Origin of the sequence: Desnuesiella massiliensis, assembly GCF_001403615.1 — a bacterium.
Classification (GTDB): domain Bacteria; phylum Bacillota; class Clostridia; order Clostridiales; family Clostridiaceae; genus Desnuesiella; species Desnuesiella massiliensis.
The window spans coordinates 234,112-249,613 of sequence record NZ_LN879456.1 but is presented as its reverse complement, the minus strand read 5'-3'; the positions used below and the strand labels follow the sequence as shown (position 1 = coordinate 249,613).

The following is a 15,502-nucleotide window of genomic DNA, read 5'->3' as shown; positions in this document are numbered from 1 at the left end:
ATAGACTCAAACAAACAATATAACTTAGTAAAATCCTTGATTAATTGGTAAAATAAAATAACTTTTATATAATAAATGAAAAGCTATCAGGCTATAACAGTATGACTTTATAGTGAATGCAACCTACATGCATATGTTGGTTGCACACACTACAGACTATGCTTTACTAAAACACTAACTAATAATCTGTTATTATAATTTATTCATAATATATAAGATTTTTATATTCAATTAATATATAATGCATATTATGTATCAATGAAGTTCGTTACCCCACTAATATCTAATTAGTAATTACTAAAAAATAAAAACAACGTTATTATATAATGTGTTCAATTTTTTATTGATAACAATTAAGCTTTTTATTAGCAAGTTACTCTCCCAATTTGCCTTTTTTCCAACGTATTAGTTAAGTGTTTTAGTTCTATAATAGGTATAATCTTCTGCGCTCCATGCTTAAGTACCCAATTATTATCTTCTTTGATTAAGCTCAATATTGTTCCATCCTTCAGTGTTTTTTTCTCATTTATATCAAGATCAACTAACCAGCATACAATATAATCAAAAGTCTCATAAGGATGCTCATGTTTAAATATATTGCTTAATTTATATTCTATTTCAACCAAAACTTTCTTTCCGCTATCACCAAAGCAAATCATATCAGTTGTTGAGTTATGTGAATAATGACCGATTTTTTCAATATGTTCTATATATTTTTTTGTTCCTGGGTTTGACATAATAGCAGTGCAACTTGCGATTCATTATCTGGACGTTTTGATATTGGAATCTCATCCAACAATAGGTCTTCTATTTTATCAAAACTATCAAGTCTGTTTTCTAATTGTTTCTGCTTTTCTCTTACCATATATTCAATTTCCTCAGATTTTCTTAAACTAAAATATCCCTCGTCAGCCAAAGGAATGATATCTTCAATAATTATTTTTCTTGCCTCATCAAAGACCCATTTAACCTTTTGGTCACTCTGATTTGATAAATCGTTTCTATCAGCAGTTAATTCAAAAGCTTGAGAGTTTATTAATAAGTGATAGTGGTTAAAGTTTAAATCTGGCATTAAATTTACCTTTTTAGTAAAGGGAATGAAATCTTTTGATAAATAGACACCAAATCTAGACCTTAGACTTTCACCTTGCTTTAATTTCACAACTTTCCTTCTACAATTTGTTCCAGAAACTGTACCATACATTTGAAACGAAACATATTCTCCATTAATATTTGTTGCTCTATGATAAGGACCGAAGTGCCTACAGTAATTTACAGATCTTTTGTAAATAAGCTCACATGGGTCAATTCTAGGTTTTTCTTGTGGCGGATGAAATTGATGTGTACCTGCAATTTCTTCTTTTATATTATTAATTTTGTCTTCAATAAAAATTCGAGGTGCTATCTGCATATTATGTATATACTTATGTAGTTCTGTGCAATTTGCAAAGTATGTTTTAAAGCTTCCTGCTGCAGTAAACCACAATACATAATCCTTAATTGTTTCAAAATTAAAGTATTTCTCTGGGTTATTAATCCTATACCCTTCAATCACTACACAAGTCCCTGCCCTACCAGTTTTGGGTAAGATTGTTTCAACCTCATATTCTGGTAATGTATTATTACACAAGAGCTCCCATGGGTGTTCCATTGTTACTTTATACGCCTCGCCACTTCGTGTTTGTGTTTGAAGTATTATTTTATCACTCTTAAAATATATTTTCGTTCCTAATCCTTTTTCCCCAATGCCTAATTTACCCTTATTAGAATCTCCTAAGTTAAAAAATCTATGAACATCACTTTTACTTAATCCCTTGCCATCGTCATAAATTTCAATAATAAATTTGCCTATGTTATTTCTATAAACAATTATTGAAATTGCTTTAGCTTCTGCATCATGACAATTACTAATAGCTTCTCTGAGAAGTTCCATCGGGTTAACCATATTCTGAGCTATTTCTCTAAACATTGAAATGTCTTTTACTTGAGGCCTAAACTTTTCCAAGATGTTCACCTACCTTCCATAATAATAATATTTGCACAAAATTTAAAAATATGCTAATCTAGCATATTTTTATAGGTTTTTTCTATTAAAATCATTACATAACATTTTTAGTTTTAAGGATGATAGTTATGTTAGTAAAAAATATTACTGGAAAGAGAATCAAAAAACTTAGACGATATAAGAAGGTGACTCAACTTCAATTAGCTGCTCGTCTAAATCTCCTTGGTATAGACTTTGATCAAACAACTATCTCTAAAATTGAAAATCAAACAAGAGTTCTTCTAGATTACGAAATTAAAGCAATAGCTCAAGCTCTTGGAGTTGATATAAACGATCTTTTTGATTAGATAATAGAACAATATTATAAAAATATAAAGGATAGTTAGTACACCTATCCTTTTATAAATTTCGATTTGTGTTTAACATATTCTTACCATAGTTTAAATAACTATCACTGTAAGTAATGTATAGAAAAATAAAGTCTGATTTCTATACCTTTCTTCTTGTCTACCTTCAATATTTGCTCTTCTTTCCTTAACATCTTTAATAATATCTTTTGCTCTTTTTTTATTTTTTCCCAAAATAATCTTAGTAAATGAATAACTACATAACATACAGTAATTTCATTTAAATCAGCCTTTATCTAAGAATCTTAAATAATTTTAGTGACTAAAGCAATCTAATCATTGATAAAATTAATTCTTAATACTAAGAATGTTGTTGCATTAGCTAAAATTAGTGTAATGGTAAATCCTATCTTTGTAATATATTTAATTTTTTAAAATTTTTAATTACGCTTGTAGTAATATAACTATTTCATTATGTAAAGCATATCTAAAATAGTTTTTATGGCAACATCTATTATCTGCTACTCTAGATTTTCTATTTTATCAAGATAGAAAATAATATAACTTTTTATTAGTATATATAATTGGCAGTTATGTTTTTATTTTATATAATATAATTATTAGTTATATTTATTTATAAACGCTTATATTAAAGGGGATTATTATTATGTTATCATTATCGCTTGAGCAAATAAAAGAAAATATTTCATATGCAAGAAAGAAAGCAGGAATGACACAAGAAGAAATGTATAAATTATTAGATATTACTCAACCCGCATATTCCTACTATGAAAAGGGTGAAAAACCTATCCCATTAAACAAAATCCAAAAAATTTGCGAGATATTATCTATTCCCATAAAATCAATACTTAGAGATATATCTCTTGATGAAAGTAATGAGGATACATTACTAAAAATTAGTAATAATTTAGAACGTATAGCTAACACTCTCGATAAACTATATGATTTTATTGCTAATAAGCAGTAAAACTCCTTTATAAAACTGATATTGTAGTTGTTTAACTAAATACTATATCAGCTGTTTATATTATAATTTATCAGAATTTAAATAGCTTTCATTAATCTTCTATCCTTCTTTTGAAGGTTACTGCATTCGTATATGAATTAGAAATCCCTACCTTTTCATTGTGTTGTGGCTGTAAAACACCTACAACCTTCCACCCTTCAGTTCCATAATCATTAAGTTCTTTTGGCAGCTCTACAGAATCTTTTAAACCCTCATATTTTTCAATTTGTATAACTTTATATTCCCACTTCATTTAAGTTTCCTCCTTTATTTTTTTCATTTTTGGAGTAATTTAATACTATTCTACGCTAATAAACTGTCTATCTAAATCTAGTACATAATATATAGCGTTCTGTGAACAATAACTTGGCACTTAGTACATTGCCAAATGTACTCCTTAGGATAATCCACTGAACTAAGAATTTTAAATCTTCGCATGTAAAGCATTCATAGATCTCTACATTATACCACGTTCCATCTTTACAGATTTTAGTTATTTCATCTTTTATTTTTTCTATAATTCCAATATAGTTCATTACTAATTGTCCTAGAATATATTTTCCATTTAAATTAGTAAAAGATATCTTCTCTTAAAAGACCATAAAAATATTTTTTAATATCATGTTTACACTTTTTCATTATTATACTCTTTAATTAATGTAAGATCTTTCAAGTGCACAAGAAAATTTCTTATAAAAATATAATTTAAGGAGGATTTTATTAAAATGTACGCATCAACTGCAAAACAAATATTATCAGAAGGAATAACATATCCTGGTGAAAGGTATTATGCTAATAATGGGTCAGGAGAATATGTTCAACTTATGAGTCATTACGCTGGTGCTACTATGTGGCAAACATGTGCTCAAGTATGCACTGATGGATGTGGATCTACACAAAGTCCAACGCATCAATCCACTACAACAATGGGCAACAAAATAAATGCAGATATACACCCTTATATAGTGTTACCCATGAACCATAATAGCAACATTAAGATTGGAGATTTAGGAGTTGTCATAGACACTGTAACAGATAGATCAGTATATGTAATATACGCTGAAAACGGTCCAAGTGGTAGAATAGGTGAAATGTCAGTTGCTGTTTTTAACAAGCTAGGTCTAGGCTATAGAAATGCCAATGGAACTTTTTATGGGTACAATGAGAAAAGATTTATTACAATTATGTTTCCTGGTTCAGGTAAAAGATATGGATATAATGTTTATAACAATGTACCAACTCCTAGTGAATTAATAACAAATGCAATAATAGAAACTCAAAACTTTCTTAACACTAGAGATAATATGCCACCAATCCAATAAATATTTTTGTATAAACTAAGTAAAATGGCTGTTGTTAAAATAATATTCTAAAAATCACTTTTAACAACAGCCACTTTTGCTTTAAATATTCTTAAATATTAAGTTAACTTTTGATTATAATAATGTTAACTATATCATCTTAAAAGCTCAATTTATAAAGTAATTGCAATATTGATCTAAAAATCTTTTTCTTCCAAATTTTTATAATACGATTCTACATAACTATAATCTTCTATTGGATTTCCTTTAAGTTTCAATTTTTTAAGATTTATAAGATTTTTTAAAGCTTGTATATTAGATATGTTATTATAATCAATCCATAATTCTTCCATAGAAACCAAATTTAATAAAGCATCAATGTTTTTTATTTTATTCGAAGTTAAAACTAATACTGTCAAGGCTTTTAAATTTCCCAATATTTCTATATTCTCTATTTGATTATAATATAAATTTAAATGTTTTAAATTAGTTAATTCCTCTAATCCCTTTAAATTATTTAATTTACCGTAGGCTATGTCTAAATGATTTAACGTTTTCATGTTTTTTATAGGCTCTAAATTTCTAATATTATTTTTTCCTATAATTAATTTTTCTAAATTAACCAATTGTTTTAAATGCGTTATATCACTTATTTTATTATCATACAAATTTAATTCTTTTAAATTTACTAAATTATATATGGATTTAACAGAGCGTATTTCCACATTATTTGCTAAATCTAATGTTTTTAGTTCAGTGAGTTTATATAAAGGCGATAGGTCGCTTATTTTATTTGCACAAAGGTTTAAATATTCTAAATTAGCCAAATCACTTAATGCTTCTAAATTACTTATATTATTTCTTCCTAAATTTAAATCCTTCAAGGAAATCAGCTTACTTAGTGATGTAATATCAGATATATTATAATTACCAAACAAATTTAAATAAGTTATATTGGTCAAATTTTTTAATGGTGTTATATCTTCTATGGTTCCATTGCTTAAATCTAAATAAGTTAGCTTTGTTAAGTTTTCTAATGGTATTAAATCATTTATCCTACAATTACCCATTGTTAGCTTTTCTAAATTGATTAAATTCTCAATACCCTTAAGATTTTCTATTCTTCCTGAACCTCCATAAGTATATTCAGTTATTTTTGCAACATCACTTTTTAAAATATTTCCTTTAGGCTTTTTGATTATTTTTCTTATGTCTTCTGTTAAATTTTCGTCTTCAAATGTAACTATTTCACCTTTTAAAGCTCCTAAAGCTTCCTCACTAACAAGTTGCGATTGACTAACGGTAGTTATACTTATATTATTTTCTATTGTCTTTCCACCACAGCCTACTAAAAATATAGATAATATAATTAAGCTAATAATTTTTTTCACCTAACTCTCTCCTTTTCTAAATATTGTATATTAATAATTATATAGGAAAATTTTCCTTCTTCATACTTATAAATACAAGTTTATATATAAATATTTTATTATTAATATTTTCAAGTATACACTCCCATAGTAACATGGTGGTTAAAATTATATATATAAATTCTTGTTTCCTACTTAAAACCTCATTTAGCACCTTAATGAATCAACTATTTTCAATAACTTTAATAACTTTTAGGTTATATAATCACCTCACATATTTGAAAAAATATGTGAGCACCTCCCTTATCCTTACGATTTTTATTTATGAATCATCAGCCATATCTATAAATAAAATTTGTATTTTAATTAAGTATTAGACAATAGTCATGTATTCCAATGAACTCAATCTTAAGATGTTTTATGGTATTTCTAACTCAATAAAATTTCATTAAAAAGTCTCTCATGAAATCGAATTAGTTTTATTATATAACTTCATCTTCTTAAATCATTTTTAATAGTTCTGTATTCTTTCTTGAACATTTGCTAGTTCACAATAGCTAGTCGCTATTCATTGTTTAATGATATCTACTAACATTGTATAGAGCTATCATCAGCATTTCGGCTACATCCTGTGATATTTGAGTAAATTCTTTCCTTTGCTCTAGCCTTAATAATTATCTAACTTTTAAATTCATATAAATTACCTAGTTTTTTCAGATATAGTTTGTACAGCATTTCTAAGATCATTGCTGCTTGATTAGCTATAGCGTCTTGTCATTTCTAGATTTTCATGTTCAGCTAAATATGCGATACGTTCTAACCTTACTCCTTTATCAACTAGATTCTTACAAAATCTATGTCTAAGAGCATAAGGAGATACATCTTCCAATCGTGCCATTTTTGTATATTTAACTACTATACGATAAGTGGAACGAGATGTTAACCTAGTATTTTTTTCACTAATAAATAAAGGATCTTCTTTATTTATTTCTCTCCTAAATTTAAGCCAATTTTATAAACTTTCTTTAACATCATTATTAAAAGGAACAATTCGAAATTTATTACCTTTACCATTCCGAACTATTACATCTTCTCTTTGTTTTTTTAGACATATATCATATATATTCAAGTCTGAAGCTTCTTGTAATCTTAATCAAGCACTCTCCAATATCTACATATGGCAAGATCTGACCCTTACCCACTTTGGTAGACACGAGGAACTCGTGTTATACTAAAAGTGAAGGGAATGATTTTAATGAATAACCATTATAGTGCAGAATTTAAATTAGAAGCAGTAAAGAGAATAGAGAGAACTAAGGAACCCGTTTCAAAGGTAGCAGCAGATCTAGGGATAAAACCTACAACACTTCAAGGGTGGGTAAAAAAATATAAACAATCTCCTAATGCTCCTTTCCCTGGTAGTGGTAATTTAAGTCCTGAAGATGAAAAACTCAGAAAGCTAGAAAGAGAGAATCGAGAGCTTAAAGAGGAAATTGAGATACTAAAAAAAGCGGCAGCTTTCTTCGCCAAGAACCTAAAGTAAAAAGGTTTGAATTTATCAAAGCTAACTGCAATAAATATCGTATAGCGAAGCTGTGTGAAGTCCTCTGTGTTTCTAGAAGCAGTTACTATGCATGGGATAAAAGACCTCAAAGTAAAAGAGAAATAGAAAATAGAAGTCTATTAAGAAAAATCCAAACTATCCACAATAAAAGCGGCAAGGTTTTTGGGTCTATTAAGATTACTCAAATTATAAATAAAGAAGAACCTAAGCCTATTAACCATAAAAGAGTAGAACGACTAATGAGTGAGAATGGTATAAGATCAAGGGTTTCTAAGAAATTTAGGGCAACCACTAAATCTAATCATAAGCTTCCAGTTGCAGAAAATATCCTTAATCGCGGTTTCTCTGTAGACAAACCTAATGTAAAAATGGTTAGCGATATAACCTACCTGTGGACAGATGAGGGCTGGCTATACATAGCTGGGGTTATGGATTTATGTGGACAGAAGATTGTTGGATTATCAATGAGTGAAAGAATGACTAAAGAACTAGTAATTAATGCCTTAAATGATGCTTATCAACGCGCTGGAAAGCCTAACGGCGTCATTTTACACTCTGATAGAGGGTCTCAGTACTGTTCTTATGACTATCAAAATCTTATAAAAAAGTATGGATTTATATGTAGCATGTCACGCAAAGGTAACTGCTGGGACAACGCTCCTATGGAGTCCTTTTGGGGTAAACTTAAGTGCGAATGGCTCTATGGAAAGCACTTTAAAACCCGTGATGAAGCTAGAGCAGCTGTTTTTGAATATGTTCAGATATTTTATAACAGACAGAGAATCCATGCTTCTAATGGCTATTTAACTCCAGATGAGTTTTATAATAGAGCAAATAAAAAAGTAACTGCAGCTTAAAAATGAAATAACTAGTTATTCTACGAGAAAATGAGATATAACGAGTTTAGTGTGTCTATTTTATTGGGGAAAGGGCAATCCTTAGCTTTTCGTTTTTCATTCTTGTTTTGTTCAATATCATGAAAGAATTTAGTGTTATCCTGCTTATACAACCATCTTGGAGCTGTATATTGAGCCATTATCCTTTTCATGGTTACTTTGCTCATTGGATTATATATTGTTAATTGAGTATCCATGGCGAATTTGAAATATTTTTTTAATGCAGCTATTATTTTATTTATTGTTGGTGCTTCCATTTTTTATATCTTATCACTTCAATCAGGATATTAATTTTTTAACTACATTTATATAATCCTTATTGTATTTTCACTTTTACTTTCATTTTTTAGTCAAGTAATATAATTATTAATCATAGTCATTAAATTAGTTTCCACTACAATCACCGTCTTATTAAAAATATGTAAAATATTAAAAGATAGAGCTTATGTATTCTCAGATATTATATGCATTACAATTATATCGTATCCTCGGTCTCTAATTAACTATTAAAAACAAAAACATGGCCGAAAATTCTATTTCTCAGTCATATTTTCATTGATTTTTAGAGTAATAAATTTTTCATATTTTTATATTAACAGATTCTTCAGCATATAAGAATAACAGCCTAATAATACTAAGTTATTTAAATAATGATATATTTGTTTTATACTTAATGTGTTTATTTTAATAAAATCGTGGTATAATAATGGTAGAGAACAGCACGCATGCGTTACTAAAATGAGTATCATTTGAGGTCAGGAAAATGCCGCCAAGCTATTTTTCCTGACTTTTGCTTTTTTGTTTAATATTTTTATTATTATTTACGTCTATACTAATCTCAGCATCTAATCCGCTTTTTCCAATCTTTGCTCCTCTGTCCATAGCTATATTCTTATTTTTACCTTTACCTGATGCATACAAAAGTACCATTCCCATTCCTAGCGATGCCACAGAGACTACTGCTAAGATGGCGATTATAATAATTGCATTACTCATAACCATAACATCCTGGCTCCGGCTTACTGGTGGGACTAATCCAGGAAAATGTTAACTCATTAAGTTTCCTAATTCATTATTTTTTTATCATAACATATTTTTCCGTATAAGAAGTAAAATATAAGGCAGATATGTAGTTTTTAATAGTCTTATTAATTATAAATTAAATACTTAAACTTTCTATTAAAATTTAAATTATGAATCTTTAAGATACGATTTTTGAATTAATTCAAAGGCCCTTGTCATCTTAGAATGTGTTTCATCATCCATATGGGTTAGTTCATTGTGCATAATATAATAAAATTTATCAAAACCAGATGAAAGCAACTCATGTTCTGTAACCGATCTTTCTGAAATGATTAATGCTCTAATGTCATTAATATTATTTTTTGTCTTATATGTAAGCCTATGGTTTCCATCAATAACAAGAATCCTATGCTTACCATTAAAAAAAAGAAACCATAACTATTGGTTTTTTAAAATTTGAATAAGAATTAACGTTTGTATCCACTGTTGCCTAGTTAATAGTACCATTTTCATTTACAAACTCTTCAATATCCTCCTTGTGTCATCATCTATATCTCAAAGTCCTGAATTAACTTTAATTATGCTTAATAAAATTCATATTTTCACATTCACTTACCTTTCTATAAAAAGTGTTAGTTTTTAAATTTAATATTCTCATAGCCTTTACAGCGGTTATTCGACAGGTCTTCAATCTAGTATATACTTCGGGAAACTGCCTTTCTGGTTCTTTTTTCTTTTTACCCAATTTAACCTCCCTTTTACGAGCTGATTCGATACCTTCTAATTGGAGCTCTCTTATTTTGTTTCGCTTATCTTCTACCATATAAGTTAGCAGCTGCAATACTAAATCTTTTATTAAAATCTCTAGACCGTGTATATTTTATATTTTAGTGTATCTAGTAGTGGCATACCTAATACTACTATATCCACTTGTTTTTTGTGTAATTTTAGCCCATTCTTCTAAGATTATTTGTTTATTTCTTCCTAATCTATCTAATGATTTAATATAAAGAACCTCCTATCTCTAAGCATAAGTTTCATGAGTTGGTATCTAGGTCCTAAAAAGTCTCTTCCACTTGCAACTTCTATAAATATATATTCCTTACTTATGTTGAGCTCCTAGACTACAATAATTTGTTTATCTGTATCTTCATCTCTACCACTACTCTAGCATAAAAAAATTCTCTCATTAGTTAATTACTCTCTATATGTAAATTATGCCTGTTCTTTTTTCAAAAGTACAATATACAATTTTGAAATGTCTTAATTTAATTAAGTAATACTTTTGAAAGCATTGTTTCAGAATATATAAACTCTTTCGAAATGTATACATTTTGGAAAAATTAATTGTAATTTTGAAACATATATGGAATTTATATATATATCTTCATATTAATATATTTATTACCACTATTTTTTATATTAAGGTTTACATTATTACATTTTTTCCATTTCTAATATAAAAATGGTGTTAAATTGGAGGTTTAATATGAAAAGTTTATACGAATCTATACATTTGTGTAAAGATGGTAATAAAGATATATTATTAGAAATTATTAATAAATTTAATCCTTTATTAAATAAGTATTCTAGGCTACTTAATTATGAAGATGCAAAATCCGATTTTACTTTATTTTTCATAGAACTTGTATATAAATTTCCTATTAATAATGAGGCCTTCATTCAAGATGCATATATAGTATCATACATAAACAAAGCTATAAAAAATAAATACATACATTTATCTAAGAAAAAGATGAATATAGAAAAATGTGAGGTAGAGCTTAATTTAGATATTGCTAATAATTTTTCTTACAATAATTCCTTAGATGATAAATTATACATTAATGATTTATTTAAATGCATTACTAAAAAAGAAAAGGAAATATTAGTGCTAAAGTATATAAAAGGTTATAGTGATGTAGAAATATCAAAAATATATAAGATTTCTAGACAAGCTGTAAATAGAATGAAAATTAGGGCATTTAATAAAATTGTATGTTTATATGGCAATTCGGAATCATATTTTACTGATCAATTTAAAAAACTTAATTAAACTTTATTAGTTTTATTAGCTTTTAATAAATTAAATAGGATTAATTAATAAAACACTTTATATTAAGTTTACAAATTTAAGATAAAAATCTTTTTATTAATTGTAATATTTCTTAACCGGTAAAGAGATATAAAATATAAAATTATTTTTAGGAGGATGTATATATGGCTACAGTAACAAAACCTTATATCAAACCAAGAAGTAGTTGGAACGCAAGTGCACCTACTTCATCTATGACAAGAATGTATAGCGTTAATAACTTAGTAATCCATCACTCAGAAGCTGTTCAACATGAAGGAACAGGGGATGCTGCCGCTAGATCAGTAAAAAGTATCCAAGAATGGCATCAAGGTTCGTCAAATGGTTGGGCTGATATTGGATACCATTATCTTATATCAGTTGATGGACAAATTTTTGAAGGAAGAGATATAAATTATCAAGGTGCTCATGTGGAAAATAATAATCAAAACAAAATAGGAATTTGTTGTTTAGGTAACTATATGAGTAAACCAATATCAGGTCTCCAACACAACAGCCTAGTAAAATTATTAGCTTGGCTTTTACAACAATATGGCGGTACCATTGTTGGTCATAGGGATGTAGGAAGTTCTAACTGCCCTGGTGATTCTTTATATGCTCAAAAGCCTCAAATTATCAAAGATGCTTTTGCATTACTTGGAATATATGAGTCATAAATAGAAGTTAATAGAAACAAAAGTTATGAATCGTTTAGATTCATAACTTTTGTTTTTGTTATTAATAAGTATATAAATTATTATATGAAGTTCCTAAAGCTACTCAAAGTATATATGACTTTTATTTAGCTGGATTATTAAAAATATCTGGTATACTAGAGTAATGCAAACCATTAAAGTCGTCAATTTTATATTTGATCACTAAATTATCTTTAAAAATTATAGTCAAAGCAGAATTATCAGCATTAGCTTCACTAGAATCTGGTAAATATATAAAAGCCTTATGTGAAGGTTCAATATCTTTAGGGCTTTTTAAATAAGCTATTTCATAAAACGGTTTTTTATATATATTAATTACCTGCTCCTCACTTTTACCTATCAGATCTTCTTTAGCATCTTTATTATAACTTTTTAAAAAAGCTTTATCAATAGGAGCTTTAGTTTTAGAACTATTTTCTTTTAATATATATATATTATTTACAACGGAAGTCTCTTTTTCATTTAAATTAGTACTTAGTACATTGCTTTTTTTATCACATCCTATATAAAATACGCTTAACAATAAAACTATTAATAATGATACTATTTTTTTCATTAATTTGCCTCCCTTTAATATTTTTTAAGTATGTAAGGTAACCTTTTATTATCAAGAAAGTCACCTTCTATTAAGGAAATACTTGGTTTTAATAAAATAGAACACGCTTTAAAGCCACATATCCAATATATCCCTTTATATATTATATATGTAAAATAACTAATCTTCAAGAAAAATTTAACAATCAAATCTTAAAGATCATCACAATTTTAACCCTAACTTACTTCTTTAAAATAGATTTAGTAGGTTTACAAATGCATCTAAATTTAATTTATTTATATTAAGATTAGATACTATTTAAAGGAGGTAAAGTATGGAGGCTGAGATGTTTAAAATTATGGCTACCCAAGGAGTATTTGCTCTATTGTTTTGTTATCTTTTGCTTTATGTATTAAAAGAAAACAGTAAAAGAGAATCTAACTACCAAGCAATAATAAAAGAGCTAACTAATGTTCTGCCAATTATTAAGGATGATATAGAAGAAATAAAAAAGCAATTATTTAAGTAATACTAATATATAATATTTAGACAATCATACATCATATCTACATTCTTATTCATTCAAATGCACAAATACAAGCTAAAATAAGAAGTTCTATTTCGTTTATAGGGGATGTTGCACAACTAACTAAACTAAATAGTTAGCTGCGCAGCAGCTTCTTTTTTTGTTCGAAAAATTAAAATGCGGTGCCCGTGGGCACCGCAAGTGTTGTATAATTATAGTATGCAAAAACCAAATTATCAACATAAAAATTATACTTCATCAAATGGATATTATCAACTGGTTCTTCCATTTGATTTTGAAATGTTGATACCTGAGGATGATTCAGTCCGCCTGCTTAGCCAAATATTGGAGGGATTAAATTACGAAAAATTATACAAGGCGTACTCTTCCGTTGGAAGAAAACCGGCAGTGGAACCTAAAATCCTATTTAAGGTATTAACATATGCTTATTCAAACAACATATATTCGAGTAGAAAGATTGAAACAGCATGCAGAAGGGATATTAACTTCATGTGGTTACTTCAAGGCGCGAAAGCACCGGATCACGCTACAATTGCTAGGTTTAGAAAAGAATATTTATCAGAAGCAGTGGAAGACTTGTTTTATCAGCTAGTTCAATATCTTCATAGTATAGGAGAAATCAATTTTGAGAATCTTTTTGTAGATGGAACGAAAATTGAAGCAAATGCTAATCGCTACACTTTTGTATGGAAAAAAGTTGTTAATAAAAATGAAAGCAAGATGTTTGAGAAGATACAGTCTTGCATTGAAGCTGTTAACTTAAGCTTTATGACAAACTTTGCTGTCGCAAAGGATAACACTGCTCAGGATATTAAGAAAGTACTTGACTTTATTAATCAAAAGATAAATGAAGAAAATATAGAGCTAGTTCATGGTATTGGTAAGCGCAAATCAAAGCTTCAGAAATTCAAAGAGGAGCTAGAATGTTACTATGAGCGTCAAGAGAAATACAACATGCATAATGGGATATTCAATGGAAGAAATAGTTATTCGAAGACTGACCATGATGCAACTTTTATGCACATGAAAGATGATCATATGCGCAACTCACAGCTAAAACCAGGTTATAATGTTCAAATAGGAGTAGAAAGTGAATATGTAACTGGTGTTGGTATATTTCAGGATAGAGCTGATATTACTACACTAATACCATTTCTAGATGATATGAAATCAAACTTAGGAGTTAAATATAAAAATATAATTGCTGATTCTGGTTATGAAAGTGAAGAGAATTATATTTACCTAGAAAATCAAGGGCAAAAATACTACATAAAACCTCAGACCTATGAAAAGTGGAAGAAGAAAAGCTTTAAGAAGGATATTAGCAAGCGTGAAAATATGACCTATAACGAAGAAAAAGATGAGTATACCTGCCATAATGGGAAGCATTTGAAAAAGATAGGTATAGCCCATAGAACTTCAGCTACTGGCTATAGTTCAGAGACAACTGTTTATGAATGTGAAGATTGCAGTAACTGCCAGTTTAAAGCAAAATGTACAAAAGCACGAGGAAATAGGAAAATGCAGGTATCTAAAACATTTGTAGCAAAGCGTCAGATATCCCTTGAAAACATAACATCCTCAGAGGGTATTATGTTAAGGATAAACCGTTCAATTCAAGTAGAAGGAGCTTTTGGAGTACTAAAAAATGACTACCAATTCAATCGTTTCTTAACACGTGGCAAAAATAGTGTTAAGAATGAGTTCCTTCTTCTTTGTTTTGGTTTCAATATAAATAAATTGCATTCAAAAATACAAAATGATAGGTGCAAAAAACATCTTCATGAAGTAAAAATAGCCTAAGAGTAAGACAAAATTTCTCAAAAAAGTGTTAGGCTTATTTAAGTGCATCAAAAAATCAAGAATCCATAAAAATTTGGGGTAATGGCCCTGTTTTTATAATCGATTTTTATTTGAATACAAAAAAGGAGTGGAGCAAACTACTTTTTAAAGTAGTTTTGCGACACTCCCTATAAAATTTAAATTCAGATTTATCAATCTTTTACTTTCTCTTCCCAATCCTCACATCTATCATTATTACCATATTCACATTAACCATGTTTCATATGAATACAATTAATACAATCTCCATCTAAA

General features: G+C 28.1%; 17 protein-coding genes and 1 pseudogene. 8 read left to right on the top strand and 10 right to left on the bottom strand.

Annotation, left to right across the window (positions count from 1 at the left end):
- Positions 1-365: 365 nt before the first annotated feature.
- Together BN2665_RS27585 and BN2665_RS11895 are read right to left on the bottom strand one after the other, a co-directional pair.
- On the bottom strand, positions 366-737 hold the full coding sequence (locus BN2665_RS27585) for a hypothetical protein (protein ID WP_055667339.1): 372 nt from the start codon (positions 735-737) through the stop codon (positions 366-368).
- A complete protein-coding gene (locus tag BN2665_RS11895; RefSeq protein ID WP_055667338.1) occupies positions 707-2,005 on the bottom strand; it encodes an ATP-binding protein in 1,299 nt (432 codons plus the stop codon). The genes BN2665_RS27585 and BN2665_RS11895 overlap by 31 nt, the downstream gene beginning before the upstream one ends.
- Positions 2,006-2,133: 128 nt before the next feature.
- Between BN2665_RS11895 and BN2665_RS11890 the strand changes: the two genes are divergently transcribed.
- Positions 2,134-2,352: a helix-turn-helix domain-containing protein gene (locus tag BN2665_RS11890; protein ID WP_074042298.1), complete on the top strand. Its 219-nt coding sequence runs from the start codon at positions 2,134-2,136 to the stop codon at positions 2,350-2,352.
- A 667-nt stretch (positions 2,353-3,019) separates the two neighbouring features.
- Positions 3,020-3,340, top strand: a complete 321-nt coding sequence (locus BN2665_RS11885; RefSeq protein ID WP_055667336.1) for a helix-turn-helix domain-containing protein — start codon at positions 3,020-3,022, stop codon at positions 3,338-3,340.
- A gap of 91 nt (positions 3,341-3,431) precedes the next feature.
- Here BN2665_RS11885 and BN2665_RS11880 read toward each other — a convergent pair whose 3' ends face one another.
- Positions 3,432-3,632 (bottom strand): DUF4177 domain-containing protein, encoded by a 201-nt coding sequence (locus BN2665_RS11880; protein WP_055667335.1) that lies wholly within the window; start codon positions 3,630-3,632, stop codon positions 3,432-3,434.
- A gap of 67 nt (positions 3,633-3,699) precedes the next feature.
- Entirely contained in the window at positions 3,700-3,915 is a 216-nt protein-coding gene (locus BN2665_RS27010; protein ID WP_154674936.1) for a hypothetical protein, read from the bottom strand.
- Positions 3,916-4,104: 189 nt separating this feature from the next.
- On the opposite strand from BN2665_RS27010, the gene BN2665_RS11875 reads away from it, so the two are divergent.
- Positions 4,105-4,701: a glycoside hydrolase family 75 protein gene (locus tag BN2665_RS11875; RefSeq protein ID WP_055667334.1), complete on the top strand. Its 597-nt coding sequence runs from the start codon at positions 4,105-4,107 to the stop codon at positions 4,699-4,701.
- A 176-nt stretch (positions 4,702-4,877) separates the two neighbouring features.
- On the opposite strand, the gene BN2665_RS11870 is transcribed toward BN2665_RS11875, so the two are convergent.
- Together BN2665_RS11870 and BN2665_RS26285 are read right to left on the bottom strand one after the other, a co-directional pair.
- Positions 4,878-6,071 carry a leucine-rich repeat domain-containing protein gene (locus BN2665_RS11870; protein WP_055667333.1) on the bottom strand — a complete coding sequence of 398 codons (1,194 nt, stop codon included), beginning with the start codon at positions 6,069-6,071 and terminating at the stop codon, positions 4,878-4,880.
- A gap of 736 nt (positions 6,072-6,807) precedes the next feature.
- Positions 6,808-7,047: pseudogene (locus BN2665_RS26285) on the bottom strand (tyrosine-type recombinase/integrase); the annotation flags it as partial.
- 249 nt (positions 7,048-7,296) lie between these two features.
- Between BN2665_RS26285 and BN2665_RS11860 the strand changes: the two are divergent.
- Positions 7,297-8,471, top strand: a protein-coding gene (locus BN2665_RS11860; RefSeq protein ID WP_154674979.1) for an IS3 family transposase whose coding sequence is annotated in 2 segments (ribosomal slippage) — positions 7,297-7,564 and positions 7,564-8,471 — 1,176 coding nt in all. Because the reading frame shifts where the segments join, the coding sequence is not laid out codon by codon here.
- Between the two features lie 20 nt (positions 8,472-8,491).
- On the opposite strand, the gene BN2665_RS11855 is transcribed toward BN2665_RS11860, so the two are convergent.
- The 3 genes from BN2665_RS11855 to BN2665_RS27580 form a co-directional block, all read right to left on the bottom strand.
- Positions 8,492-8,767, bottom strand: coding sequence for a hypothetical protein (locus BN2665_RS11855; protein ID WP_055667331.1), 276 nt, complete (start codon positions 8,765-8,767; stop codon positions 8,492-8,494).
- A 517-nt stretch (positions 8,768-9,284) separates the two neighbouring features.
- Entirely contained in the window at positions 9,285-9,506 is a 222-nt protein-coding gene (locus BN2665_RS11850; protein ID WP_055667330.1) for a hypothetical protein, read from the bottom strand.
- Between the two features lie 601 nt (positions 9,507-10,107).
- Complete coding sequence (locus BN2665_RS27580) at positions 10,108-10,278, bottom strand: hypothetical protein (RefSeq protein WP_242865943.1); 171 nt, start codon at positions 10,276-10,278, stop codon at positions 10,108-10,110.
- A 744-nt stretch (positions 10,279-11,022) separates the two neighbouring features.
- Here BN2665_RS27580 and BN2665_RS11840 point away from each other — a divergent pair.
- Together BN2665_RS11840 and BN2665_RS11835 are read left to right on the top strand one after the other, a co-directional pair.
- Positions 11,023-11,589 (top strand): sigma-70 family RNA polymerase sigma factor, encoded by a 567-nt coding sequence (locus BN2665_RS11840; RefSeq protein WP_055667329.1) that lies wholly within the window; start codon positions 11,023-11,025, stop codon positions 11,587-11,589.
- 164 nt (positions 11,590-11,753) lie between these two features.
- Entirely contained in the window at positions 11,754-12,284 is a 531-nt protein-coding gene (locus BN2665_RS11835; protein WP_055667328.1) for an N-acetylmuramoyl-L-alanine amidase, read from the top strand.
- Between the two features lie 121 nt (positions 12,285-12,405).
- On the opposite strand, the gene BN2665_RS11830 is transcribed toward BN2665_RS11835, so the two are convergent.
- Positions 12,406-12,879, bottom strand: a complete 474-nt coding sequence (locus BN2665_RS11830) for a hypothetical protein (protein WP_055667327.1) — start codon at positions 12,877-12,879, stop codon at positions 12,406-12,408.
- A 313-nt stretch (positions 12,880-13,192) separates the two neighbouring features.
- Between BN2665_RS11830 and BN2665_RS11825 the strand changes: the two genes are divergently transcribed.
- Both BN2665_RS11825 and BN2665_RS11820 read left to right on the top strand, forming a co-directional pair.
- On the top strand, positions 13,193-13,387 hold the full coding sequence (locus tag BN2665_RS11825; RefSeq protein WP_055667326.1) for a BhlA/UviB family holin-like peptide: 195 nt from the start codon (positions 13,193-13,195) through the stop codon (positions 13,385-13,387).
- A 216-nt stretch (positions 13,388-13,603) separates the two neighbouring features.
- Positions 13,604-15,208 carry an IS1182 family transposase gene (locus BN2665_RS11820; protein WP_055668382.1) on the top strand — a complete coding sequence of 535 codons (1,605 nt, stop codon included), beginning with the start codon at positions 13,604-13,606 and terminating at the stop codon, positions 15,206-15,208.
- The last annotated feature ends 294 nt before the right edge of the window (positions 15,209-15,502 follow it).

Bases quoted from the DNA above. Each gene is read 5' to 3' on its own strand.
- BN2665_RS27585 (WP_055667339.1), bottom strand. From the start codon at position 737: ATGTCAAACCCAGGAACAAAAAAATATATAGAACATATTGAAAAAATC.
- BN2665_RS11890 (WP_074042298.1), top strand. From the start codon at position 2,134: ATGTTAGTAAAAAATATTACTGGAAAGAGAATCAAAAAACTTAGACGA.
- BN2665_RS11885 (WP_055667336.1), top strand. From the start codon at position 3,020: ATGTTATCATTATCGCTTGAGCAAATAAAAGAAAATATTTCATATGCA.
- BN2665_RS11880 (WP_055667335.1), bottom strand. From the start codon at position 3,632: ATGAAGTGGGAATATAAAGTTATACAAATTGAAAAATATGAGGGTTTA.
- BN2665_RS27010 (WP_154674936.1), bottom strand. From the start codon at position 3,915: ATGAACTATATTGGAATTATAGAAAAAATAAAAGATGAAATAACTAAA.
- BN2665_RS11875 (WP_055667334.1), top strand. From the start codon at position 4,105: ATGTACGCATCAACTGCAAAACAAATATTATCAGAAGGAATAACATAT.
- BN2665_RS11855 (WP_055667331.1), bottom strand. From the start codon at position 8,767: ATGGAAGCACCAACAATAAATAAAATAATAGCTGCATTAAAAAAATAT.
- BN2665_RS11850 (WP_055667330.1), bottom strand. From the start codon at position 9,506: ATGAGTAATGCAATTATTATAATCGCCATCTTAGCAGTAGTCTCTGTG.
- BN2665_RS11840 (WP_055667329.1), top strand. From the start codon at position 11,023: ATGAAAAGTTTATACGAATCTATACATTTGTGTAAAGATGGTAATAAA.
- BN2665_RS11835 (WP_055667328.1), top strand. From the start codon at position 11,754: ATGGCTACAGTAACAAAACCTTATATCAAACCAAGAAGTAGTTGGAAC.
- BN2665_RS11830 (WP_055667327.1), bottom strand. From the start codon at position 12,879: ATGAAAAAAATAGTATCATTATTAATAGTTTTATTGTTAAGCGTATTT.
- BN2665_RS11825 (WP_055667326.1), top strand. From the start codon at position 13,193: ATGGAGGCTGAGATGTTTAAAATTATGGCTACCCAAGGAGTATTTGCT.
- BN2665_RS11820 (WP_055668382.1), top strand. From the start codon at position 13,604: ATGCAAAAACCAAATTATCAACATAAAAATTATACTTCATCAAATGGA.